Source organism: Agrobacterium sp. YIC 4121, assembly GCF_002008205.1.
GTDB classification, from domain to species: Bacteria; Pseudomonadota; Alphaproteobacteria; order Rhizobiales; family Rhizobiaceae; genus Agrobacterium; species Agrobacterium leguminum.
In genome coordinates this window covers 303,138-326,282 of the sequence record NZ_MRDI01000003.1, presented here as the reverse complement: position 1 = coordinate 326,282, position 23,145 = coordinate 303,138, and the positions used below count along the sequence as shown (strand labels likewise).

The 23,145-nt window shown below is 59.3% G+C and carries 23 protein-coding genes; 10 read left to right on the top strand and 13 right to left on the bottom strand.

Annotated features, from left to right (window positions below; all coding sequences use genetic code 11):
- The first annotated feature begins 21 nt into the window (after positions 1–21).
- Positions 22–291 (top strand): pentapeptide MXKDX repeat protein, encoded by a 270-nt coding sequence (locus BTE54_RS05840; RefSeq protein ID WP_078051766.1) that lies wholly within the window; start codon positions 22–24, stop codon positions 289–291.
- Between the two features lie 72 nt (positions 292–363).
- Here the strand turns inward: BTE54_RS05840 and BTE54_RS05835 are convergent, their stop codons facing one another.
- On the bottom strand, positions 364–945 hold the full coding sequence (locus BTE54_RS05835; RefSeq protein WP_003523060.1) for an ATP-dependent Clp protease proteolytic subunit: 582 nt from the start codon (positions 943–945) through the stop codon (positions 364–366).
- A 236-nt stretch (positions 946–1,181) separates the two neighbouring features.
- Here BTE54_RS05835 and BTE54_RS05830 point away from each other — a divergent pair, with 236 nt between their 5' ends.
- Together BTE54_RS05830 and BTE54_RS05825 are read left to right on the top strand one after the other, a co-directional pair.
- Positions 1,182–1,772: a HupE/UreJ family protein gene (locus BTE54_RS05830; RefSeq protein ID WP_078051765.1), complete on the top strand. Its 591-nt coding sequence runs from the start codon at positions 1,182–1,184 to the stop codon at positions 1,770–1,772.
- Between the two features lie 100 nt (positions 1,773–1,872).
- Positions 1,873–2,625 carry a DUF2076 domain-containing protein gene (locus tag BTE54_RS05825; protein ID WP_078051764.1) on the top strand — a complete coding sequence of 251 codons (753 nt, stop codon included), beginning with the start codon at positions 1,873–1,875 and terminating at the stop codon, positions 2,623–2,625.
- 24 nt (positions 2,626–2,649) lie between these two features.
- Here BTE54_RS05825 and queF read toward each other — a convergent pair whose 3' ends face one another.
- The 4 genes from queF to BTE54_RS05805 form a co-directional block, all read right to left on the bottom strand.
- The gene (gene queF, locus BTE54_RS05820; RefSeq protein ID WP_078051763.1) at positions 2,650–3,114 is read right to left on the bottom strand and encodes a preQ(1) synthase; all 465 of its coding nucleotides are present in this window, start codon (positions 3,112–3,114) and stop codon (positions 2,650–2,652) included.
- A gap of 16 nt (positions 3,115–3,130) precedes the next feature.
- Positions 3,131–4,033: a cation diffusion facilitator family transporter gene (locus BTE54_RS05815; protein WP_078051942.1), complete on the bottom strand. Its 903-nt coding sequence runs from the start codon at positions 4,031–4,033 to the stop codon at positions 3,131–3,133.
- 155 nt (positions 4,034–4,188) lie between these two features.
- Positions 4,189–4,590, bottom strand: coding sequence for a glyoxalase superfamily protein (locus BTE54_RS05810; RefSeq protein ID WP_078051762.1), 402 nt, complete (start codon positions 4,588–4,590; stop codon positions 4,189–4,191).
- 68 nt (positions 4,591–4,658) lie between these two features.
- Positions 4,659–5,765: a branched-chain amino acid ABC transporter substrate-binding protein gene (locus BTE54_RS05805; RefSeq protein WP_078051761.1), complete on the bottom strand. Its 1,107-nt coding sequence runs from the start codon at positions 5,763–5,765 to the stop codon at positions 4,659–4,661.
- 285 nt (positions 5,766–6,050) lie between these two features.
- Between BTE54_RS05805 and BTE54_RS05800 the strand changes: the two genes are divergently transcribed.
- Positions 6,051–7,226 (top strand): DUF3095 domain-containing protein, encoded by a 1,176-nt coding sequence (locus BTE54_RS05800; RefSeq protein WP_078051760.1) that lies wholly within the window; start codon positions 6,051–6,053, stop codon positions 7,224–7,226.
- Between the two features lie 131 nt (positions 7,227–7,357).
- Here the strand turns inward: BTE54_RS05800 and BTE54_RS05795 are convergent, their stop codons facing one another.
- The 4 genes from BTE54_RS05795 to BTE54_RS05775 form a co-directional block, all read right to left on the bottom strand.
- A complete protein-coding gene (locus tag BTE54_RS05795; RefSeq protein WP_003524068.1) occupies positions 7,358–7,678 on the bottom strand; it encodes a metalloregulator ArsR/SmtB family transcription factor in 321 nt (106 codons plus the stop codon).
- A gap of 540 nt (positions 7,679–8,218) precedes the next feature.
- A complete protein-coding gene (gene choV / locus BTE54_RS05785; protein ID WP_035260963.1) occupies positions 8,219–9,265 on the bottom strand; it encodes a choline ABC transporter ATP-binding protein in 1,047 nt (348 codons plus the stop codon).
- Entirely contained in the window at positions 9,262–10,113 is an 852-nt protein-coding gene (gene choW, locus BTE54_RS05780; protein WP_035240066.1) for a choline ABC transporter permease subunit, read from the bottom strand. Before choW ends, choV begins: the two co-directional genes overlap by 4 nt.
- A 285-nt stretch (positions 10,114–10,398) precedes the next feature.
- Positions 10,399–11,352, bottom strand: coding sequence for a choline ABC transporter substrate-binding protein (locus BTE54_RS05775; RefSeq protein ID WP_003524073.1), 954 nt, complete (start codon positions 11,350–11,352; stop codon positions 10,399–10,401).
- Between the two features lie 336 nt (positions 11,353–11,688).
- Here BTE54_RS05775 and BTE54_RS05770 point away from each other — a divergent pair, with 336 nt between their 5' ends.
- The 3 genes from BTE54_RS05770 (at position 11,689) to BTE54_RS05760 (ending at position 14,226) form a co-directional block, all read left to right on the top strand.
- Positions 11,689–12,270, top strand: a complete 582-nt coding sequence (locus BTE54_RS05770; protein ID WP_078051759.1) for a thymidine kinase — start codon at positions 11,689–11,691, stop codon at positions 12,268–12,270.
- 113 nt (positions 12,271–12,383) lie between these two features.
- Positions 12,384–12,836 (top strand): pseudoazurin, encoded by a 453-nt coding sequence (locus tag BTE54_RS05765; RefSeq protein WP_003524080.1) that lies wholly within the window; start codon positions 12,384–12,386, stop codon positions 12,834–12,836.
- Between the two features lie 238 nt (positions 12,837–13,074).
- Positions 13,075–14,226 (top strand): DUF2333 family protein, encoded by a 1,152-nt coding sequence (locus BTE54_RS05760; RefSeq protein ID WP_078051758.1) that lies wholly within the window; start codon positions 13,075–13,077, stop codon positions 14,224–14,226.
- A gap of 30 nt (positions 14,227–14,256) precedes the next feature.
- Here BTE54_RS05760 and BTE54_RS05755 read toward each other — a convergent pair whose 3' ends face one another.
- Complete coding sequence (locus tag BTE54_RS05755) at positions 14,257–14,973, bottom strand: LuxR C-terminal-related transcriptional regulator (RefSeq protein ID WP_078051757.1); 717 nt, start codon at positions 14,971–14,973, stop codon at positions 14,257–14,259.
- A 100-nt stretch (positions 14,974–15,073) separates the two neighbouring features.
- The gene (locus BTE54_RS05750) at positions 15,074–15,595 is read right to left on the bottom strand and encodes a TIGR00645 family protein (protein ID WP_003524933.1); all 522 of its coding nucleotides are present in this window, start codon (positions 15,593–15,595) and stop codon (positions 15,074–15,076) included.
- Between the two features lie 358 nt (positions 15,596–15,953).
- Between BTE54_RS05750 and BTE54_RS05745 the strand changes: the two genes are divergently transcribed.
- Positions 15,954–18,194, top strand: a complete 2,241-nt coding sequence (locus tag BTE54_RS05745) for a TonB-dependent hemoglobin/transferrin/lactoferrin family receptor (protein WP_078051756.1) — start codon at positions 15,954–15,956, stop codon at positions 18,192–18,194.
- 56 nt (positions 18,195–18,250) lie between these two features.
- Here the strand turns inward: BTE54_RS05745 and BTE54_RS05740 are convergent, their stop codons facing one another.
- On the bottom strand, positions 18,251–19,174 hold the full coding sequence (locus BTE54_RS05740; RefSeq protein WP_078051755.1) for an extensin family protein: 924 nt from the start codon (positions 19,172–19,174) through the stop codon (positions 18,251–18,253).
- 282 nt (positions 19,175–19,456) lie between these two features.
- Between BTE54_RS05740 and BTE54_RS05735 the strand changes: the two genes are divergently transcribed.
- Positions 19,457–21,646 carry an anthranilate synthase gene (locus BTE54_RS05735; RefSeq protein ID WP_078051754.1) on the top strand — a complete coding sequence of 730 codons (2,190 nt, stop codon included), beginning with the start codon at positions 19,457–19,459 and terminating at the stop codon, positions 21,644–21,646.
- A complete protein-coding gene (locus BTE54_RS05730) occupies positions 21,643–22,155 on the top strand; it encodes a GNAT family N-acetyltransferase (RefSeq protein WP_198939084.1) in 513 nt (170 codons plus the stop codon). Before BTE54_RS05735 ends, BTE54_RS05730 begins: the two co-directional genes overlap by 4 nt.
- On the opposite strand, the gene BTE54_RS05725 is transcribed toward BTE54_RS05730, so the two are convergent.
- Positions 22,152–23,096, bottom strand: coding sequence for an HD-GYP domain-containing protein (locus tag BTE54_RS05725; protein ID WP_078051753.1), 945 nt, complete (start codon positions 23,094–23,096; stop codon positions 22,152–22,154). The genes BTE54_RS05730 and BTE54_RS05725 overlap by 4 nt on opposite strands.
- Positions 23,097–23,145 lie beyond the last annotated feature (49 nt).

Genomic DNA, 23,145 nt, shown 5'->3' with positions numbered 1-23,145 from the left:
GACGTCCAGAGGAGACCCTTCATGACCCGCATTTTTACCGCCATTGCCGCCGCTTCCCTTCTGTCCGCTCTTTCCTTCGCAGGCATCGCCCATGCCGACAGCATGAAAACCGATACGATGAAGAAGGATACCATGCATAACGACACCATGAAGACGGAGACGATGAAAAAGGACGGCATGTCCATGACCGGCAAGAAGGCCAGCAAAAAGGACTGCCTGCACAAGGCCGGCATGGAAATGGACAAGATGAAAAAGGCCGACATGATGAAGGCCTGCGACATGATGAAATAACCCCGGCCTGAAAGGAAAAAGCCCGCACCGGTTTTCACCGATACGGGCTTTCTCAACTGAAAAATCGAAAACTCAGAGTTCCGACTGGCTTTCGACGATCTTGCCGACGAGGCCATAGTCCTTGGCCTCTTCCGCACCGAGCCAGTAATCGCGATCGATATCCTTGGCGATCTTTTCTTCGCTCTGGCCGGTGGCCTTGGAGAAGATCTTGATCAGGCGCTGGTTCATCTTGATGATTTCGCGGGCCTGGATTTCGATGTCGGACGCCATGCCGCGCGTACCGCCGGAGGGTTGGTGCAGCAGGAAGCGGGTGTTCGGCAGGCAGAGGCGACGTTCCTTCGGCACCGAAACGTAAATCAGCGCGCCGGCGGAAGCGACCCAGCCCGTGCCGATGATATAGACCTTCGGCTTGATGAACTTGATCATGTCGTGGATGGAATCACCCGATTCGACATGGCCGCCCGGCGAATTGACGTAAACGCGAATGTCGTCGTCGCTGGCGGCGGCGAGAGCCACGAGCTGCGTGCAGACCTTCTGCGCCAGTTCCTGCGTGATGCCACCATAGATGAAGATCGAACGCGACTTGAAAAGATTCGCTTCCGTTTCCTTGCCGATCGGCAGTTCCTTGCTCTTGTCGTCTTCGTCTTCGTTCATCAACGGCTCTCTCCAGCAAAATTCGTGCATGCCCTTCGGACATAGTGCGACTTGTTACGTAAGGCAATGAGAGAAAAAGGCAAGGTTTGCCCGCCAACAATAAACAGCACCCCCGGCAGATGACGCATGGACAGCCTGTCTGCCTTCGCGATATCTTTGACGCCTCATTGCAGCGCCGCCTGCTGCGGGAAGCCCCAAGATTCCGTTGCGGACGGCCATAATTTCAAGAGGGAACCATGCTGAAAAGACTAAGCCTCACTGCCGCCGCACTGGGCATTACCGCCCTGCCCGCTTTCGCGCATTTGAACCCGGAAGAACACGGCTCCTTCATGGCCGGTGTCTCCCACCCCTTCTTCGGTGCGGATCACATTCTGGCGATGGTGGCCGTCGGCATCTGGGCCTCGCAGATCGCCGTGGCGCAGGGCGACCGCAAGGCGCTGTGGATCGTGCCTTCCGCCTTCGTCGGCACCATGGCCGCCGGCTTCCTGATGGCTGTTTATGGCATCGGGCTTCCCTTCGTCGAACCGGCCATTCTCGCCTCCGTCATCGGTCTCGGCCTGCTCGTTGCCATGGCGGCAAGGCTTCCGACGGCAGCGGCGGCGGCCGTTGTCGGTGTTTTCGCGCTTTTCCACGGCCACGCCCATGGCGGTGAACTCGGCAGCGCCGGCGCGCTTCAATTCGGCATCGGCTTCATGATCGCCACCGCCATCCTGCATGCGGCCGGCATCGCGCTCGGCCTCGGCATTGCCCGTTTCGGCTCGGTCGCAAGCCGCACGGTCGGCGCGTTGACGGCGATTGCGGGTCTCTCGCTCGCCTTCGGCGGTTGACGATCATTACCGAAATTTAAAATTCGGGCTGCTTTGAAAAGCCGGAATTGAGGCCTACCTCCTTATCGTGGATTTTCGCTTCACGGTAAGGAGGCATCATATGTCACCGGAAGAAAGCCAGCTTCTCAAGGCCCTGTTCGACAGGACCAGAACCGCATCCGCCACCCCGCGTGACCGCGAGGCGGAAACATTGATCGCAGACGCCGTGCGCGATCAGCCCGCAGCTCCTTATTATCTCGCCCAGGCGGTGATCGTTCAGGAAAAGGGTCTGGAGGCGGCAGCAGCCCATATCAAGCAGCTCGAAGACCGTATCCACGCGCTGGAAAGCGGCAATAGCGCCCCGCAGGCCGCAGCGCAGGGCGGCTTTCTGAGTTCCATCTTCGGAACCGGCCAGCCGCAGCCGCCGGCACCCACGCCTGCCCCCTCCCCGGCTGCCCCGCAAACCTCATGGCGAAACGATACCGCTGGCCAGACGGCCGGTCCCTGGGGATCGCCAGCCGGCCAGCAACCCGGCGGCCCCTGGAGCCAGCAGTCCGCCGCATTCGGGCGTTCTTCCGGCGGTGGTTTTTTGCAGGGTGCGCTTGGGACCGCTGCGGGTGTCGCCGGCGGCATGCTGCTCGCCAATTCGCTGAGCGGCATTTTCGGCAGCCATATGTCGTCGCTCGGCCTTGGCTCGCCCTTCGGCGGCGGCAATGCCGCGGGTAACGCCCCTGTCGAGGAAACCGTCATCAATAATTATTACGGCGACAACGCCAGCCCCCAGAACAACGATGACGACGATATCCAGCAGGCCGATGACGACAGCGCCGACGATGCGGATTTCGATTCAGGCGACGACGGTTCGTTCGCCTGAACCTTTAGTCTCGTAAAAGCCGGATCAGCCGCGACCGCGATAGGTGGGAACGCCCTGATCCGGCAGCCATACGCCCTCGGGCACCGGTCCGGTCTGCCAGAAGACGTCGATCGGAATGCCGCCGCGCGGATACCAGTAAGCGCCGATTCTCAGCCACTTCGGCTGCAGCAGCTCCACCAGCCGCCTGGCGATATAGACCGAGCAATCCTCATGGAATGCACCGTGATTGCGGAAGGACTGCAAAAACAGCTTCAGCGACTTGGATTCCACCAGGAAATCGCCCGGAATATAGTCGATGACGATATGGGCGAAATCCGGCTGGCCGGTCATCGGGCAAAGCGAGGTGAATTCGGGTGCGGTGAAGCGCACCACGTAATCGGTGCCGGCATTGCCGTTCGGCACCTTTTCAAGAACGGCCTTTTCCGGGCTCTCTGGCGTATCGACCTTCGTGCCCAGCTGCGACAGGCCGGAAACATCCGTCACGGACATGGAAAACTCCTGTTTTTCAAACAATCACTTTGACGCCATGCGCCTTTTCGCCTTCCGGCTCGACGTGAATGGCAAGGCTGGCGCCCGGTATGACGTCCCTTATGGCATCTTCAAGGCGGTCGCAAATATCATGCGCCTCGCGCACCGTCATGGCAGCTGGAACAACGACGTGAAAATCGATGAAGGCGGCCGAGCCGGCGCGGCGTGTCCTCAGATCGTGTACGCCAATGACGCCACCGCAATGTTCGGCGATGGCCTTCTTGATCGCCTCGTCTTCTTCCGGTTCCACGGCCCGGTCCATCAGCCCGCCAAGCGAATGCAGAATGACCTTGGATCCCTGGAACAGGATGTTGATGGCCACCAGAATGGCGAGCAGCGGATCGAGAATGGCATAACCCGTCAGCAGCGCCAGAATAAGGCCGACGAGCACGCCTGCCGAGGTCACGACGTCAGACATGATGTGATGGCCGTCGGCGGCCAGTGCCGGTGAGGCGTGTCTTTTGCCGACACGGATCAGGATCGTCGCCCATATGGCGTTGATGACGCCCGCCGCCGCATTGATGGCAAGACCAAGGGCCGGTGCTTCCGGCAGCCTCGGGTTGAAAAGACCGCCCCAGGCCTCCTGCACGATCAGAAGCGCGGCAACGACGATCAGCACTCCCTCCACGACGGCGGATATATATTCCGCCTTGTGGTGGCCGAACTGGTGGTCGTCATCGGCGGGCTTCTGCGCATAACGAATGACAAAATAGGCGATGAAGGCCGCGACCACGTTGACGGTCGATTCCAGACCGTCCGATAAAAGCGCGACCGAGCCCGTGACCCACCAGGCCACGAGCTTGAGGCCCAGCACGCCGAAAGAAAGCGGAATGCTCCAGAATGCGAGCTTCCGGACCAGCGTATTGCCTTCACTGTTCATTTTTGCCCCCGTGCGGATGCGAACGAATTGCATGACCGATTGCCAAAACGCACGAACCGCGCGCACGGGGTCTCCGTGCGCGCGGTTCGCTATTTGCGCGTTCTATCGTTCAAACGGAGAACAAGGTCAAGGGCCTTGCGCTCAGGCCCAAAACATCACTCTCCGCTTTTCTGCTCACAGAAACGAATGCGGTTGCCGAACGGATCGGTCACTTCCATCACATCACCCCATGGCAGTTCTTCAACGCCCGGCTTCATGAAGCGATAGTCTTTCGCCGCCAGTTCCTGTTGATAGGCGTGAACGCCGTGCATGGTGGCGAAGATGTTGGAGCCCGGCGTCGCATCGCCATGATGGCCGCTAAGATGAAGCCCCATTCCGGCCCGTGAAACCTGCATGTAAAGCGGGAAATTATCGCCGAAGCGATGTTCCCAGTCGACCTCGAAACCGAGAAAATCGACATAGAACTCCCGCGCCTTGGCCTCGTCGAAAATTCTGACGATCGGGAATATCCGCCCGAAGCCGATGTCTCCAACAGTCCGTTTCCCGGCATCGCCCATGCTGCCCCAACCCCTTTTCCGGCCGTAAAACGATACCGGCCGCACAGGGTGCGGCCGGTAGGATCAGCTTATTCGGCTGCGACGATCTTGCCGTCCTGCCACTTGAACAGCGAGAAGGCCTGCGAGGTCAGGTCGCCGTTTTCGCCGTAGGTCACCTTGCCGATTGCGGTCGGGAAAGCGTCACCGCTTTTCAGGGCCGTCGCGACGGCTTCGGAATCCTTGGCGCTTCCGGCCTTCTCGATGCCGGCCTTCACCACTTCGACGGCAGCGTAAGCATTGAGTGTGAAGGCTTCCGCCGGAATGTTGGCGGCCTTCAGCGCTTCGGCAGCGGCCTTGGAATCGTCGTTCTTCAGCGCGTCGGAAGCGTTGGTGAAGATCGTGCCTTCGCCAGCCTGCGAACCGATGTTCCAGAACTCGCTGTTCGACAGGCCGTCACCGCCGATGACGGCAGCCTTGGAGCCGATATCCTTCAACTGGCGCACCAGAAGACCCGCTTCCGGGTGGTAACCGCCGAAATAGACGATGTCGGCATTGTCGGACTTCAGACGGGCCGTCAGCGCACCGAGATCCTTTTCGCCGGGCGTCAGCGCATCGTAGAGAACTTCGGTCACGCCACCGGCATTCAGCGTGGTCTTGAAGGCGTCCGCCAGACCTTTGCCGTAAGCGCCCTTGTCGTGAATGATGGCGATCTTCTTGTCCTTGAGGTTGGCGAGAACATATTTCGCCGCAACCTCAGCCTGCTGGTCGTCACGACCGCAGGTGCGGAAAACGTTGGCAAGGCCACGGTTGGTCAGGCCCGGCGCGGTCGCCGTCGGCGTCACCATCAGCACGCCGTTTTCGGCAAAGACATCCGATGCCGGAATGGCGACGCCGGACGTCACCGGACCGACGACGAAGTGGATGCCTTCGGCAACCAGCTGGTTGGCTGCGGAAACGCCCTGCTTCGGCTCACCGCCGTCATCGGCAAGCTTCAGCACGACCTGTTCGCCGAGGATGCCGCCCTTCTTGTTGATTTCATTGACTGCCGTCTGGGCGCCGTTCTTCACCTGGTCGCCATAGGCGGCGACAGGACCGGTGAGCGGCGCAATCAGGCCGATGACGATTTCGGCATGAGCAAGGGGTGCGAATGCGAAGGACGCTGCAAGCGTCACGCTGGTCAATGTCTTCAGTTTCATCCTGGTGTCTCCTTAAAGGGGGTCGCGGGACCCGGTGAGCGCCATGGGGCGCCGACCGAATGAAACTATCGGACGCCTCCCGGCGAAAACTCGTTCCATTTTTGAATTCCGAGCCTTCCACTCAACTCATACGGAAGGTTTGATGATTTATGCAAGTCACTTTGCTGGATTAGCTCTATTAGCGGTAAATCAATCGCTGGATCGGCCGCGATTGCGCCGTGTGAATGGACGCATCGACCTTCCGTAAACGCTTGGCGTTTGGCCGCCGCTGGAGGATAATACGCTATGATCGCAGCAGATGAAGAATTTCTGACGGGCCTGCCCGTCTTCCGGCATTTTGAAGACGTGGCCGACCCGGCACTTTATCGCGCCCTGCCGCCGGGATGGGGGCTGGCCATCGCCGATATCATCGATTCGACCTCGGCAATCGGCACCGGCCGCTACAAGGCCGTCAACATGGCGGGTGCGGCGGTCATATCGGGCGTATCGAACAGTCTCGGCCGTCACGACCTGCCCTTCGTTTTCGGCGGCGATGGCGCTGCCGTCGCGGTGCCGCCGCACGGGCTGTCTGTCGCACGCACCGCGCTTTCGAATGTACAGCGCTGGGTGAAAGACGATCTCGATCTTGCCATGCGCGTGGCGCTGGTTCCCGTCGAGGATATTCGTGAAAATGGCTTCGACATTCGTGTCGCGCGCTTTCAGGCGAGCGAGGACGTTTCCTACGCCATGTTTTCGGGCGGCGGCAACAGTTGGGCGGAAGCGCGAATGAAGGAGGGGCAATATGCCCTGCCGGCAGCCGAAAAGGGCGAACGCCCCGATCTCACCGGCCTTTCATGCCGCTGGAACCCCATTCCGGCCACCCATGGCAAGGTGGTGTCGATCATCGCCGTGCCGGGGGCGTCGCGGGACATGCCGGCATTTCGCCAACTCGTCGTAGATCTTGTCGATCTCGCCGAACAGGACGCAAGACACGGCCACCCCGTGCCCGAAGATGGGCCGAAACTCGGTTTTGTGCGCGAGGGTCTCGGCCTTGAAGCCCGGGCCGGCGCTGCCTATCGCGATGTCTGGGGCAAGATGCGCCGCTCGTTTCGCGTTCTCGGCGAGTCCCTGCTCGTCAATCTCTTGAGTGTGACGGGGCTCTCGTTCGGACCGTTCAATGCGATACGCTACCGGCGTTCGGTCGCGAGCAACACCGATTTCAGGAAATTCGACGACGGCCTGAAGATGACGGTGGATATCGACGCCGCACGGCTCGAAAAAATCCGCGCGCGGCTGGAACAGGGCCGCCTCTCGGGAAGCTGTTATTACGGCCTGCACGAACAGGATGCCGCATTGATGACCTGTATCGTTCCGTCTCCGCTTTCGCGAGACCATATGCATTTCGTGGATGGTGCCGACGGCGGATATGCGGCTGCGGCAAGCCGTCTCAAGCAGCAGATACAGCTTGCTGCGCCGGTCTGAAAAGCGCTCCAATACGCAGCCCCGATTCTTGTGCCGGATGCGCCCGCAGCGAAGGCCCCTGAAAAGAAAAACCGGCGTCGTGCGCCGGTTTCAATCGAGTGATGCTGCCGGGCCTTAACAGGGCCGTGGGCTCATGCAGCGGTCTTGCTGCTCTTCTGCGCCTGGCAGTAAATTTCCTCGAGGGATGCGAGGATTTTTTTCACGGATTCGGAATTGCTGGAATAATAGATGGTCTGCGCATCCCGTCGTGTCTTCACCAGCCGCTGGGCACGCAATTTCGAAAGATGCTGCGAGAGAGCGGACTGGCTGAGACCAACCTGTGAAGCGAGAACACCGACCGGCACTTCCGTATCCACCAGCGTGCACAAGATCATCAGGCGCTTGGGATTCGCCATGGCTGAGAGCAAGTCTGCAGCGGCGATGCTATGTTCCGACAGAGATTGATTATCCATACGCTCAAGTCTCCTGATGACAGTCGAAAAAGACGGTCATGGTGGCTATTATAGGTGTTCCAAAAGGTGTTTTTATAATTCAGTCGATACGTTGTATATACCTAAATCTTGCTTATATCGTGTCCCCTTCAAAGACTATTCTTCACCGATTATTTACTTAAAATATTGTGACCAAATTATCAGCTTTTTGCCTGTTTTTTGTCAATTTGATGATAAACCCATGTATTAGCGGCAGTATTTATAAGCAATAAACGATAAAAAGTTGAGCACCTCAATCTTAACACCCGACGCCGGATTTTGGGGTGACAATCTATTACCACCTTAAATTTAGCAGCGAGCTAAAGAATCTAGATTAACTTTGCGCAATTTTCTCTAAGTTTGCAATATGATTTTTATTAGTAATTATTTTCATGCATAACTTGTGATATCAAAAATATTCTTTGCTACCGTGGGAAGGTATAACTTGCGCCGTAAAGATCTTCTGGAAACAGAAAAAGGGCCCTCCATGGAGGGCCCTTTCTTTTTCAGACAGGCGAATCACTATTTTTTGCGGTGACGCGTCAGCCCCGCGACAACTTCATCGGCGGAAATCGTGCCGACGATAGCACCGTTGTCGACGACGCCGATCGCGCCGGAATGTTTTGACAGCGCATCGAGAATATCGATGAGCGGCGATGACGGGCGGGCGGTGGCGGCGACTGTCATCTGCCCGTTGCGTTCGTCCACCCCACGCTTCATCACATCGGCGGCGGTCAGCATGGAGATCGGGTTCATGTTCTGCACGAAATCCGCGACATAGGGCGTGGCCGGCTGCTTGACGATCTGCTGCGGCGTTCCGCACTGGATGATGCGTCCGCCCTCCATCATGGCGATCCGGTTGCCGATGCGGAAGGCCTCATCCAGATCGTGGCTGACGAAGAGGATAGTTTTCTTCAGCCGGCTCTGGAACTCCAGAAGCTCGTCCTGTAGGCGGCTTCTGATGAGAGGGTCGAGCGCCGAGAATGGCTCGTCCATCAACAGGATCGGCGCGCCGGTGGCAAAAGCTCTCGCCAGCCCCACACGCTGCTGCATGCCGCCGGAAAGCTCTCCCACCTTGCGGTCGGCCCAGGCGGAGAGATTGACCAGCTCCAGCTGCTCGGCCACCATGCGCTTGCGCTCGGCTTCCGGCACGCCGGAAAGCTCAAGCCCGAAGCCGACATTATCGGCCACATTGCGCCAGGGCAGAAGGCCGAATTGCTGGAAGACCATGGAGACCGTGTGCATGCGCAGATCGCGCAGCGCTTTCGCCGTCGAGCGATAGGGATCGACATAGCCGGACTTGGTCTTCACGCCGACATTGCCGCGCACCACGGGCGCAAGCCCGTTGACAGCCCTCAGCAGGGTCGACTTGCCCGAGCCGGAAAGCCCCATGAGCACGAGTATCTCGCCCTCGCTGACCGAGAGCGAGGCATTGGCGACGCCGAGAACCAGTCCCGTTTCGGCATTGATCTCGTCACGCGTGCTGCCCTTGTCGATCAGCGGCAGCGCCGCATCGGGCCGGTCGCCGAAAACGATATCGACATTTCCGAAGATGATGGCGTCACTCATAGATCATCCTCCGCGCCGGGAAGGCGGAAAAGCCGGTCGAGAACGATCGCCAGTACGACGATGCACAGTCCCGCTTCGAAGCCCATGGCGATATTGACGGTATTGAGCGCGCGCACCACCGGCACACCCAGACCATTGGCGCCCACCAGGGCGGAAATGACCACCATCGACAGCGACAGCATGATCGTCTGGGTAAGGCCGGCCATGATCTGCGGCGCGGCGAAGGGAAGCTCCACCTTGCGCAATACTTGCGAAGGCGTGGCGCCGAAGGCGACGGCCGCCTCCACCAGCGCCGGCGGCGTCGAAACGATGCCGAGGCGGGTGAGCCGCACCGGAGCCGGAATGGCGAAGATGACGGTGGCGATGAGCCCCGGAACCATGCCGAGACCGAACAGCACCAGCGCCGGGATCAGATAAACGAAGGTGGGGATGGTCTGCATCAGGTCCAGCACCGGTCGCATGCCGGCATAAATCCACTTGCGCCGCGCCGCCAATATGCCGAGCGGTATGCCGATGATCATGCACACGGCGCTGGCGGCGATGACGAGCGCCAGCGTTTCCGTCGTCGCCTTCCAGTAGCCCAGATTGATGATGAGCAGCAGGCCGAGCGCCGTGAAGACCGGCATGCCGACGGAGCGGCGCGTCCAGGCGGAAAGCGCCGTCAGGATCGCGACGATGACAAGCGGATGCGGCGCCTGCAGCACATAAAGCAGGGCGTTGATGACGCTTTGGAAAATGAAGGAAAGCCAATCGAAGAAAAAAGCGAGATTGCCGGTCAGCCAGTCAATGGCCTCCTTGGCATATCGGCCGACAGGCAGGCGGTTTTCAGGAGCGCTGAGCCATTCCACGGTAAGAAAAGACCTTTCGTGAACTAAAACAATTCCGGCAAAAGTGCAGAGCGGTTTTGCGTCCGGAATTGCGCAGACAACAAAGAAATAGAGCATCGTCATCCCGTTTCACCGGGATTGCTCCAATGCAGAAATGACGGCCGGCAGCGGAACTGCCGGACGCGGTGCTGGCGCATGACCTTCAATGTCTGAAAATTCACAGGCAAGGTCATGCATGGGCATCGTTATTTCCCGCTGATCCGGCCTGCCGCGCAGGCCGGATGCAGTCATGCATCGTCTTGCGGCTTAGAGGCCGAGAGCCTTCTTGGCGGCAGGCAGGGCGTCAGCGCTGCCGTCCTTGGTCTTGACGTTGGCGAGCCAGGGCTCGATCGCCGTCGGATTGGCCTTCAGCCAGGCGGTTGCAGCCGCCTCGCCCTCAAGGCCGTCATTCAGGATCTTGCCCATGATCTCGTTTTCCATGGGCAGGGAAAATTGCAGGTTCTTGAGGAAGGCGCCGACGTTGGGGCATTCCTCGACGTAACCCTTGCGGACATTGGTATGGATCGTCGCGCCGCCGAGATTGGGGCCGAACACCTCGTCGCCGCCGGTCAGATAGGTCAGCTTGAAATTCGCATTCATGGGATGCGGTTCCCAGCCGAGGAAGACGATGGGCTCGCCGGATTTTTCGGCGCGCGCCACCTGGGAGAGCATGCCCTGTTCGGACGACTCGACGACCTCGAATGACTTCAGACCGAAACTGTCCTTGGCCACCATGTCGAGAATCAGGCGATTGCCGTCATTGCCCGGCTCGATACCATAGATCTTGCCGCCGAGATCGGCGCTGTGGGCGGCGATGTCCTTGAAATCCTTGATGCCGAGTTCGGCGCCCTTGGCGTTGGTCGCCAGCGTGTATTTCGCGCCGGTCAGGTTTTCCCGCAGCGTCTCCACGGATTTGTCTTCGCGATAAGGCGCGATATCGCCTTCCATGGTCGGCATCCAGTTGCCGAGGAAGACGTCGATGTCCTTGTTTTTCAGGGATGTGTAGGTAACGGGTACGGAGAGAAGCTTGACGTCGGTTTCATAGCCAAGGCTTTTCAGAAGCACTGTGGCGGTCGCCGTCGTGGCGGTGATGTCGGTCCAGCCCACATCGGAAAAGCGCACTGTGCCACAGCTTGCCGGTTCCGCAGCACCGGCCGCACTGAACGTCATGGAGGAGATTGCTGCGGCCAGGGCCAGACAGCGGCTTCTATTTGCAAACATATGGCTTGCTCCCTGTTTTTTCGTTCCCTTGCCATTATCAATATCTGCCGGACACAATCAACTCGCGCGCATTTGCGTGCTTTGGCGCACCGTTTGCGACAAAATGGTGAAAATGTCGGTATTCAGCGGTGCAATGTCGAAAAAGGGCAGACCTTAGAAATCTGTGTTTTTCCAACGGCCATACTTTTCAATCCGCGTCTTCGCCGTCAAAAGACGCTGGATGCAGCATCGGCTGGAAAACCGGGACAGGTTTGTGAAGGCACGGTGTGCCGATTGAAGAGGTTGGAGCATTCAAACGCACGTCGGAATGATGCAACGGTGCTCCGGGAGTGGATAATGGCAAAACTCTATTTCAATTATTCGACGATGAATGCCGGCAAATCGACCATGCTGCTGCAGGCATCCTACAATTATCAGGAGCGCGGCATGCGCACACTGATCTTCACGGCCGCCTTTGATGACCGGGCCGGCGTCGGCCGTGTCGCCTCGCGAATCGGCCTCTCTTCCGACGCCCTGACCTTCGATGACAATACCGACCTGTTCGCCGAGGTATCGGCCCTCACTGCCGAAGCGCCGGTCGCCTGCGTTTTCATCGATGAAGCCAATTTTCTCTCCGAGCACCATGTCTGGCAGCTTGCCGACATTGTCGACAAGCTGAACATCCCGGTCATGACCTATGGCCTGCGCACGGATTTTCAGGGAAAGCTTTTCCCCGCCTCGAAAGAACTGCTGGCCATTGCCGACGAGCTTCGCGAAATCCGCACCATCTGCCATTGCGGCCGCAAGGCGACGATGGTCGCCCGCTTCGACAATGAAGGAAAGGTCGTGACGGAAGGCGCGCAGATCGATGTCGGCGGCAACGAGAAATATGTTTCCTTCTGCCGCCGCCACTGGGTGGAGACGTTCAAGGGCGAGTGAACATCTGCGTCCGGTTGCCGCATTTGATTTTCCGCAAAGATGACTCCCCCGCTCCTGGGCTAAGACGACGGCGACACATTCGCGTGGATGTGCTTTCTCTCAGGAGCAAAACGATGCAGAACAGAACTGCCAAATTCGCCGGCCTCGCCATTCTCGCAGGTCTTTTCGCCTTTCCCGCCCTTGCTGCCGAAATCGAAGTGAAGATGCTCAACAAGGGCAGCGACGGTCAGGCGATGGTCTTCGAGCCCGCAACCGTCAAGGCCGCCGTCGGCGACGTCATTACCTTCGTCCCGGTCGACAAGGGCCATGATGCGGCAGCCGTGAAGGACATGATCCCCGAGGGTGTCGCAGACTTCAAGGGCAAGATGAACGAGACGGTGAAGTTGACGGTCGAGAAGGAAGGCGCCTACGTCGTCAAATGCACACCGCATCTGGGCATGGGCATGATCGCGCTCGTTGTCGTCGGCGATGCCGCGCCGGCCAATCTGGACGCCGTCAAGAACGGCAAACTGCCGAAAAAGGCGCGCGACCGGCTGAACGACGAGATCGCCAAGCTCGGCCTTTGAGGACATATCCCTTCGGTTCCGCGGCGGCTGTTCCTCCACAATCGGTGTGGAAAGCCATAATGGCCGGCGCGGACCGCAGGTTGAGAAAAGTTTCGCAATCATGTTGTATCCCGGTTGACCGGGACATATCTGGAAGACAGTAAATGACCGCGGTTTGTACGAAGCGCCGAAGGGCGCGGGTGGCCCGCGTGTTTTTCTTCCGGCGTCCAGCCCCACGGGCAGAGGAGACTATGACGACATGATCGACCGGATCACCGCTTTGATTCAAGCAGCCTTCAGCGCCATCGGCAGGGCCGCCGGTCTTCTCGTCGCCTGGCTTTTGTGGCCCTTCATGGCCGCCCACGGCTGGTACAGCGGCCGCAACTGGCTCATCAAGGGCCCGATCGCCCTCATCGTCATTCTTCTCGCCGGCTTCTACGGATATTTCATCTGGCAAACCCAGGTCTGGACGAATTTCGACCCGGATTACGTCGCGCGCTACAAGCTTGAAGAGCGCACCGTGCCTGCCGGGCAGGAATTGCCCGCCGCCGCCCCGGCGGGTGGCGCAACGGGCGCCGCCGCAAACACATCCGCGCCGGTCTGCCAGCGTTCGGCCATCGTCGACGCAGCCGCCGATCTCACCGATTTCAACGTCAACCAGAACGCGTGGATTTCCTCCATGCTGCTCTATCGTCTCGGCCTTTTCGGCATGGACTGGGACAGCACACCGTTTCTGGACAACAAGGCGTCTTTCCAGCGTGGTGTAAACCAGGCCGTGCGCCGCACCTCGGTGGAACTTGTGGATACGCTCGGCCGCGTGCGCGGAACCTCCGGCATCAACAACAATCTCCAGGAAGCGCGCGGCAACATGCAGTTCAGCGAGTATTCCTGGTATTTCGGTCTCGATCCCTTCGGCCCGAAGACCCCGACCCCCAGCTATTACCGCGCCGCCATCCGCAGCTTCCAGGCCTTCAATGGCGAACTCGCCGCCTGCAAGGCCGTCTTCGATACCCGCGCCGACAACCTCATCCAGTTCATCGACCGTATCGCCGGCGATATCGGCTCCACGTCGGCAATTCTGCGCGAACGCTCGGAAAATTATAATGGCGGCTGGTTCGATACCCGTGCCGACGACCGCTTCTGGTTCGCCTATGGCCAGCTCTACGGTTATTACGGCGTGCTTTCCGCCGCCGGATCGGACTTCGCGCAGGTCATCCGCGAGCGTAACCTGACCAACCTGTGGAACGACACGCTGTTGCAGACCCGCGCAGCCCTGCGCATCCAGCCGGCGATCATTTCCAATGGTGAGGAAAGCGGCTGGATCATGCCCTCGCACCTCGCCACCATGGGATTTTACGTTTTGCGGGTCCGCTCGAATCTCGTCGAGCTTCGCTCGGTTCTCGACCGGTAAGGCGAGATCTGCCGGGAACGACAGGGTCGATCAGTCTATCAGGCCAAGGCGTATGGTCTTGGCCACCAGCTGGGTGCGGTTGACGCAGTCGAGCTTGCGGATGGCGTTGTTCATATAGGCATTGACGGTATGTTCCGAGATGGACAGAAGCTCGGCGATCTCCACGGAGGTCTTTCCCTGCGCCGTCCAGCGCACGACGTCTAGTTCCCGCTTCGTCAAAGGCGATGGACCTTTTGAGTTGGTGCGGCAAAGCCGGTCATAGACTTCCAGCGCATGCAGCACGATCATGCCCAGCTCGTTGAGCGCGGCTTGCGGCAGGATATCGCGATCGCCCGCGAAATTCATCAGATGCCGGTTGCCGTACATGCCATGCACCGGCACCATCAGACCGGACGTAATGCCCATGCTGCTCAGCGAGGCCGCCGCATCCACCAGCGGTCCGCAGGCAATATCCGGATCCTGCAGCGACCAATATTGCGGCATCATCGATGAAGCGCCGCGCTTGATGACGGGACACTCCCCAAGCGCGCCGTCCCGGGTCATCGCATTCACGACCCAGATGGGCAGGCTGCTTTCGACAACCGTCGGCAAGGCATAGGCATTCTGGCCGCCGGGCAAGCGCAAAAGGGTCACATAGGCGTAACCGAAGGCGAGCATTACTTCCCGCAGGGCCTCCAGCCATTGGGATTTGTCGGCCGCAGCCGACAGATCGTCGCAAAGTCTGGCCTGACGCTCCGTCTTCACCATTCACGCACCCTCGACACGCCGGGACGCAGCGCCCGGAGCGTAAAACATGCGGCTTGGCCAGAACGGGGTTACGACCTTCATATCGGCTGGACCATCCTGATCAAAGCACCGGCTTTTCGGATTTGTCCTTCGGCTTGGCCATCAGTTTTTCCAGAAAACCAAGCATGACCGCCGAGACGACAAAAGCCAGATGGATGATGGTGAACCACATCAGCTTGCTGTCCGAATATTGACTGGCGTTGAGGAAGATTTGCAGCAGGTGGATCGACGAGATCGCCACGATCGACGATGCGACCTTGATTTTCAGACTGCCGGAATCGAGCTTGCCCAGAAAGGAAACCTCGGCATCGGCATCGTCGAAGCGGCTGACGAAGTTCTCGTAACCGGAAATCATCACCATGACGATCAGGCTGGCGACCAGCGCCGCATCGATCAGACCCAGCATGGCGAGGATCATGTCCGCTTCGTCGTAGGTGAAAACGTTCTTCGCAACTTTCAGAAACTTCAGCGCGAAGGAAAACGCATAAACCGCCAGTGCCGCGACGAGCCCGAGATAAAAAACGACGAGCAGCCAGCGGCTGGAGAGGATGATCCGCTCGACGAGCAGTTCAAGAGACTTCATTTCCGTATCCGATTAATAATCTGTTTATTGTTGGGGCATGGTTTGTTTCGCCATGTAAACTGGCTGCGAATATCCTAGCAAGCGGCAATGTCGGGACTTTGACCGTACCGTGGCGTTTTCACACCCCATTCACCAATGAGGTTCGAGAGCGGATAAGCGTCATATTTTTGCAACATACTGTTATGCTTTAAAACATGATGCAAAAAGTCATATATAATATGTTGACAGTTATCGTCATGTTTTTTAGTCCTCGCTTATCGGCTCGCCCGTAACAATCAAAACAGTTTCAGCCGCGGCGGCAAGCGCGGCGTGCTTTTGCACGCCGTGGCCCATTCGCGCGCCTACCTGGGGGTAATTAATGTCCATTTCGCGCACGCATTCCGCGCTGCTTCTGTGCACTGCCATCTCTCTTCTGCCGCTTGCCGGCCCCGCGCGGGCCCAGGACGCCGCGGCGCAAGCGGACGAGGCCACCACGCTTGAAAGGATCGTCGTCAAGGGCAAGCGCGTCAAAAGCGCCAATGCCGCCGCCGACACGCCGCTGGCGAGCCAGACCACGGCGGAAGACATCCGCAAGAAGGACATCGGCAGCATCAAGGACCTCGGCAACAGCACGGAGCCGGGCGTCGATTACGTCGATGCCAAGCCCGGCCGGCCCGGCGGCCTGTTCATTCGCGGCCTCGGCGGCGCGCGCGTCGTCACCTTGATCGACAATATTCCCGTTCCTTATTTCAACAATTTCGCCCGTCAGGGTCAGGCAACCACCACCCTCAGCGATACGAGTTCGAGCTTCGATTTTTCCTCGCTCTCGACGGTCGATGTGGTGCGTGGCGCAGATTCCAGCCGTATCGGCTCCGGTGCCCTCGGCGGCGCACTGGTGCTGCGCACGCTCGATCCGGAAGACCTGATCGGCGAAGGCAGGGACTGGGGCGGCGTGGCCAAGACCACCTATGACAGCGAAGACAGAAGCGTGGGCGGATCGCTCGCCGTCGCCAGGAAGATCGAGAATACTTCGGTCCTGTTCCAGGGCTCCTACAAGCGCGGCAACGAGACGGACAACAAGGGCACCGCCGATATCTACGGCACGCGCCGCACCAAGCCCAATCCCGCCGACACCTATGAAAGCAACCTGATGTTCAAGATCCGTCAGGATCTTGAAGGCGGTCACAGCATCGGGCTGACGGCCGAGCGCTATTCTCTGAGAAACCGCAGCGACATGAAGACCCTGCAGGGCGTCAGCGTTTCGGGCTCGACCTACCGGATCGGCGACTACCGGGGTTATGAGGATACCGAGCGCGATCGCGTATCGCTCGATTACGAATACGAAGCGCCCTCGACCGACGGCTTCATCGACGCCGCCAATCTTTCGCTCTACTGGACGCGTCTTTCCAAGGAATCCGGCGCCGGCGACCGCCTGACCAACAATTCGCTTTATATTCGCGAAGACAGCATGCGCAACAGCGCATTCGGCATCGTCGGCGGCCTTGAATCCGGCTTCGAGCTTGGCGGCGTGCAGCACACGGTCCGTTTCGGCGGCAACGCCATGACGACCGATTTCAGCCAGGAGCTTTTCGCCAACACGGCCGGATCGACCTCGTCCTCGCAATCGGACATGCCTGACGTGAGCGGCAAGAGCCTCGGTCTTTATCTCGATGACGAAATCGCCTTCGGCAACGGCTTCCGCCTGACCCCCGGCCTGCGCTTCGATTCCTACGATTACGATCCCGATGGCTCCGTTTCCGGCAACAGCGGCTACCGAACATTCGGCCTGCCGAGCGGCAACAGCGGCTCGCGCTTCTCGCCGAAGCTTCTTGCCACCTATGACGTCACGCCCGAACTGCAGCTTTTCGCACAATGGTCGATGGCCTATCGTGCCCCGACGATCAACGAACTGTATCTGAACTTCTCCAACGTCAGCTCCGGTTACGCTGTTGTCGGCAACTCCGCCCTCAATCCCGAGACCAGCAACGGTTTCGAGATCGGTGCGAACTACGCCTCCGGCGACCTCACGGGAAGCCTGACGCTGTTCCACAACAAGTACAAGAACTTCATCGAGCAGTACACGACGTCGACAACGCTCTTCCCCGGCTTCGGCGGCAGGGGCAACGGATCGCTCTTCACCTATCGCAACCGTAACAACGTCGAAATCTCCGGTGTCGAAGCCAAGGTCCGCAAGGACCTCGCCAACGGCTTCTTCGCCCACGCTTCGCTTGCTTACGCCTATGGCAAGGACACCGATACCAACGAATTCATTCGCACGGTCGCGCCCTTCAAGTCCGTCGTCGGCATCGGCTACGAGCAGGACGTCTGGGGCACGGAATTTACCGGTGTCTTCTCCTCCGGCATGCGTGACGACAGGGTGGCCAACACCTTCGACGCCCCCGGCTATGGCGTCTTCAACCTGACCGGCTGGTGGGAACCGGAACAGACCAAGCGCCTGCGCATCCAGGCCGGCATCTACAACCTGTTCGACAGGAAATACTGGAATGCCGTCGGCGTTCGCGACGTGAACCCGAATGCCGTCAGCACCGTCAACCAGCCGGCCGACTTCTATACGGAAGCCGGACGCACCTTCAAAATTTCTCTGACCCAGAAATTCTAAAACCGGGCAGAAACATCATCTCCAGTCGGGGCGGCCTTCGGGTCGCCCCTTTTTTATCAGCGGCAATAGAGATAACCGCCTTTTCGCTCCAGCACGTCGAGATGCAGGTGGTCCTGATGGGTGGCGTCGCTGCCGGGGGAAAGAACCGTGCGGAAGAACAGGCAGGCGGCGGCGGTAATCGTGCGCTGGAAAGCGCCTTCCGGCGTTCCGTCTTCACCGCGCGGCTTCATCACCAGCGGCTCGCCCTTATCGAAGGCGATCGTGGAAATATCGACGGCATTGCCCTTGGCATGTTCGGAAATCTTGCCGTTTTCCGCGCTGTTGCGGTTGCGGCAGATATAGGTCGAGGCATTGGCGATGGCCGTCACCTTTTTCTCCGGCATAGCCAGAGCCGCCGCCGGCAGCATCATTTCCTTTGTCCAGCGGGAAAGCGCAAGAGCGGTTTCGCAACGCATGGTGCCCGATGGTTCCAGCTTGATGCCGGGCAGAACCACGGAAAGCTCGACAGGCGCTTCGATGCCGCAGCCCTGCTCCGCATCCCGGATCGGTTCGAGCTGTTTGAATTCCGCGCCGATATCCTTCAATGCGCCAAGGCATGCCTGAAGCGCGGCCGGGTCTTCCGGTTTCACCGGCTCCGGCGGCTTCTCTTCCGGTTTTGCAGCGTCAACATCCGGCTTGCGTTGTTCACCCTCCTCTTTGCCCTCATCCGCCTTGCCTTCGACGCCTTTCTTGCTGTCATCGGACCCCTTGTCTGCCGGCGTCTTGCCGTCGTCCGGTTTCCCCACTTCCGGGGCCTGCGGTTTCGGGGCCGGTTTCGGCGCTTCCATCGGGCTTTGCGGCGGCTCGTCCGATGGCTTTTCCGAGGGGGTGGCGGATTGCCCCTCACCCGGTTTCGGTTGCGGCACCGGCACCTGCGCCGGCGGTTCAGAGGCGGAAATCAATGCGAGGGTGGTTACCAGAAGACACAGGCGATGAAGCATTTTTCGGGGCACTCCTGACCGTTTCGGCAGGAGTGCAACGCCGCCACGGCCCGTAAGGTTCATTCCCTCACCGAAATCCGCTTGCCAAGGCGGATCGTGCGCGCTAACAATTTTCCCATGAACATCGTGTCTAAGAACATTGCTAACTGGTGGTGGGGCAGCTTTTCGCGGCCTTGACCAGTCATGTCTTCAGACAAAGTCCAAGCCGCCCGAATTTTCAGGCGGCTTTTTTGTTATTGTGCCGCCTGTCATCGGGCCTGAACAACGGGAAGTATGAGAGAAATGGTAACGATCATTCAGGATGACGGAGCGGAAACCTACGAGACGAAAGGCGGCATCAAGGTCAGCCGAAAGCGTCGGCCCGCCGATTACGCCAGCGCCATCGATAATTATATCGAAAAGCTCGATTCCCATCGCGGCGCGGTTTTTTCGTCCAACTACGAATATCCGGGCCGTTACACCCGCTGGGATACGGCCATCGTCGACCCGCCGCTCGGCATTTCCTGTTTCGGCCGCAAAATGTGGATCGAGGCCTATAATGGTCGCGGCGAAGTGCTGCTTTCCTTTATCACCGAGAAGCTGAAGGCGACGCCCGATCTCACGCTTGGCGCCTCCACCACGCGCCGTCTCGATCTCACCGTCAACGAGCCGGACCGCGTCTTTACCGAAGAAGAGCGTTCGAAAATCCCGACCGTCTTCACGGCGCTGCGCGCCATCGTCGACCTCTTTTATTCGAATGCTGATTCGGCCATCGGCCTGTTCGGCGCCTTCGGTTACGATCTCGCCTTCCAGTTCGACGCGATCAAGCTGTCGCTGGCGCGCCCGGAAGACCAGCGCGACATGGTGCTGTTTCTGCCGGACGAAATCCTCGTCGTCGACCACTACTCCGCCAAGGCCTGGATCGACCGCTACGACTTCGAAAAGGCCGGCGTGACGACGGACGGCAAGTCCTCCGACATTACGCCCGATCCCTTCAAGACCACCGATACGATCCCGCCCAAGGGCGATCACCGTCCCGGTGAATATTCCGAACTGGTGGTGAAGGCCAAGGAAAGCTTCCGCCGCGGCGATCTGTTCGAGGTCGTTCCCGGCCAGAAATTCATGGAGCGTTGCGAAAGCAATCCATCGGCGATTTCGCGCCGCCTGAAGGCGATCAACCCCTCGCCCTATTCCTTCTTCATCAATCTCGGCCATCAGGAATATCTGGTCGGCGCGTCGCCGGAAATGTTCGTGCGTGTCTCCGGCCGCCGCATCGAGACCTGCCCGATTTCCGGCACCATCAAGCGCGGCGACGATCCGATTGCCGATAGCGAGCAGATCCTGAAACTGCTCAATTCGAAGAAGGACGAATCCGAACTCACCATGTGCTCGGATGTGGACCGTAACGACAAGAGCCGCGTCTGCGAACCGGGTTCGGTAAAGGTCATCGGCCGCCGCCAGATCGAGATGTATTCGCGCCTCATCCACACGGTGGACCATATCGAAGGCCGCCTCCGGGACGATATGGACGCCTTTGACGGCTTCCTCAGCCACGCCTGGGCCGTCACCGTTACCGGTGCGCCGAAGCTGTGGGCCATGCGTTTCATTGAAGGCCATGAAAAGAGCCCGCGTGCCTGGTATGGTGGCGCGATCGGCATGGTCGGCTTCAATGGCGACATGAATACCGGTCTGACCCTGCGCACCATTCGCATCAAGGACGGCATCGCCGAAGTGCGCGCCGGCGCGACCCTGCTTAACGATTCCAATCCGCAGGAAGAAGAAGCCGAAACCGAACTGAAGGCCTCCGCCATGATCGCTGCCATCAGAGATGCAAAAGGCACCAACGCCGCCGCCACCAAGCGTGATGCCGCAAAGGTCGGCACCGGCGTCAAAATCCTGCTCGTCGACCATGAGGACAGTTTCGTGCACACACTGGCGAATTATTTCCGCCAGACGGGTGCAACGGTCTCGACCGTTAGAACACCTGTCGCGGCCGAAGTCTTCGATCGCTTCCAGCCAGATCTCGTGGTCCTCTCCCCCGGACCGGGCAACCCGACGGACTTCGACTGCAAGGCGACAATCAAGGCCGCCCGCGCGCGTGAACTGCCGATCTTCGGCGTCTGCCTTGGCCTTCAGGCACTGGCGGAAGCCTATGGCGGCGAGTTGCGCCAGCTTGCGGTGCCGATGCATGGCAAGCCGTCGCGCATTCGCGTACTGGAGCCCGGCCTGGTCTTCTCCGGCCTCGGCAAGGAAGTGACCGTTGGCCGTTACCACTCGATCTTCGCCGATCCCACCACCCTGCCGCGTGATTTCATCATCACCGCGGAAAGTGAGGACGGCACGATCATGGGCATCGAACACGCCAAGGAGCCGGTGGCCGCCGTTCAGTTCCACCCGGAATCGATCATGACGCTCGGCCATGACGCCGGCATGCGCATGATCGAAAACGTCGTGGTGCATCTGACCCGCAAGGCGAAGACAAAGGCGGCATGATGGCTGCTGCCGACGCCATCAGCATCGAACCCATCCGGGCGGAGCACGTTGAAAGTTTTCACCGTGCTCTCGATGCGGTATCGCGTGAGCGGAAATATCTGAGCTTCCTGGAGGCGCCGCCGCTCGATTCGGTCCGCGCCTTCGTTCTCGACATGATCGAAAACGACCATCCGCAATTCGTGGCGATTGCGAATGGCAAGGTGGTCGGCTGGTGCGATATTCGCCGCGAGAGCAGGCCCACCCATGCCCATCGCGGCATCCTCGGCATGGGCATCCTGCCGGCCTATCGCGACAAGGGGCTGGGTGGACGGCTGATGCGGCAGACGCTCGATGCCGCCCGTCAATGCGGGCTCCACCGTGTGGAACTGAGCGTGCATGCCGACAATGCCAGAGCAATCGCGCTTTATGAAAAGATCGGCTTTGTACATGAAGGCCGGGGCCGTGATGCCGTTCTGATCGACGGGCGTTACATCGACAGCCTGAACATGGCGATCATCTTGGGCAACTAACCCCTCGGCAGCGAGGCGGAAATGCACAGCGCGAATTTCTTCAGCAGCTGCGTGTCGAAGTGCCCTTCCCGCCGCAGCATCCAGGTCAGCGCCTCATTCGCCGTCCACGGCTTCTTGTAGGGCCTGACCGAGGTGATGGCGTCATAGACGTCGCAAATCGCCGCGATACGCGCATAGAGGCTGATCTGGCTGCCCGCACGGCCGCTCGGATAACCGCCGCCATCCATCCGCTCATGATGATTGAAGCAGACATCGAGCACCATCTCCGGCATCTGCGCGTTGCGCGACAATATATCCCGGCCGAATGCGGGATGGAGATTGATGATTTCCCGCTCGCTGGCGCTCAACCCTTCCGCCTTGTTGAGGATCGATGAAGGGATTTCCACCTTGCCGATATCATGCAGCAACCCGCTGATGCCGAGCAGATTGACCGTTCCCCTGTCGAGTCCGAGATAATTACCGAAGAGGATCATCAGTCCGCTGACGGAGACCGAGTGCACGAAGGTCGTTTCGTCTTTCGATTTCAGGCGGGTGACGCCGATGAAAATCGCCGGGTTCGACTGCACGGCATCGGAAATCTTGCCCGCCGCCGCAGCCATACCTTTCAGCGAAACAACGCCGCCGGCTTCTGCGGAAGCAAATGTCTCGGCAATCGTATCGGCGGCCGAGCGCACGGCATGGGTAACGGCGGCGACGGTTTCCGGGCAATTGCCCGGTTGCGGCGAAGGAGCCGCAGAACGCGCGCTGTCTTCGGTATCATATCCCCTGGCGGTGTTGATGACGATGCTTTCGGCGCCGCTTGATTTCAATTGACGCATTAATTCCTCGTGCCGCAAAAGAAAGCGGTGTCGTTTTAAAAATCCCTGGTTCGAAAGCGTTCCTTCGACCGCTTCGATAAACATGCCAATCGTCAGTTGCTGGGTGGAAATTCGTTTGAGCATCAGATGCTTTTATTTTCCTTCCCGGGAATGATAACCTGAAACCGTAATT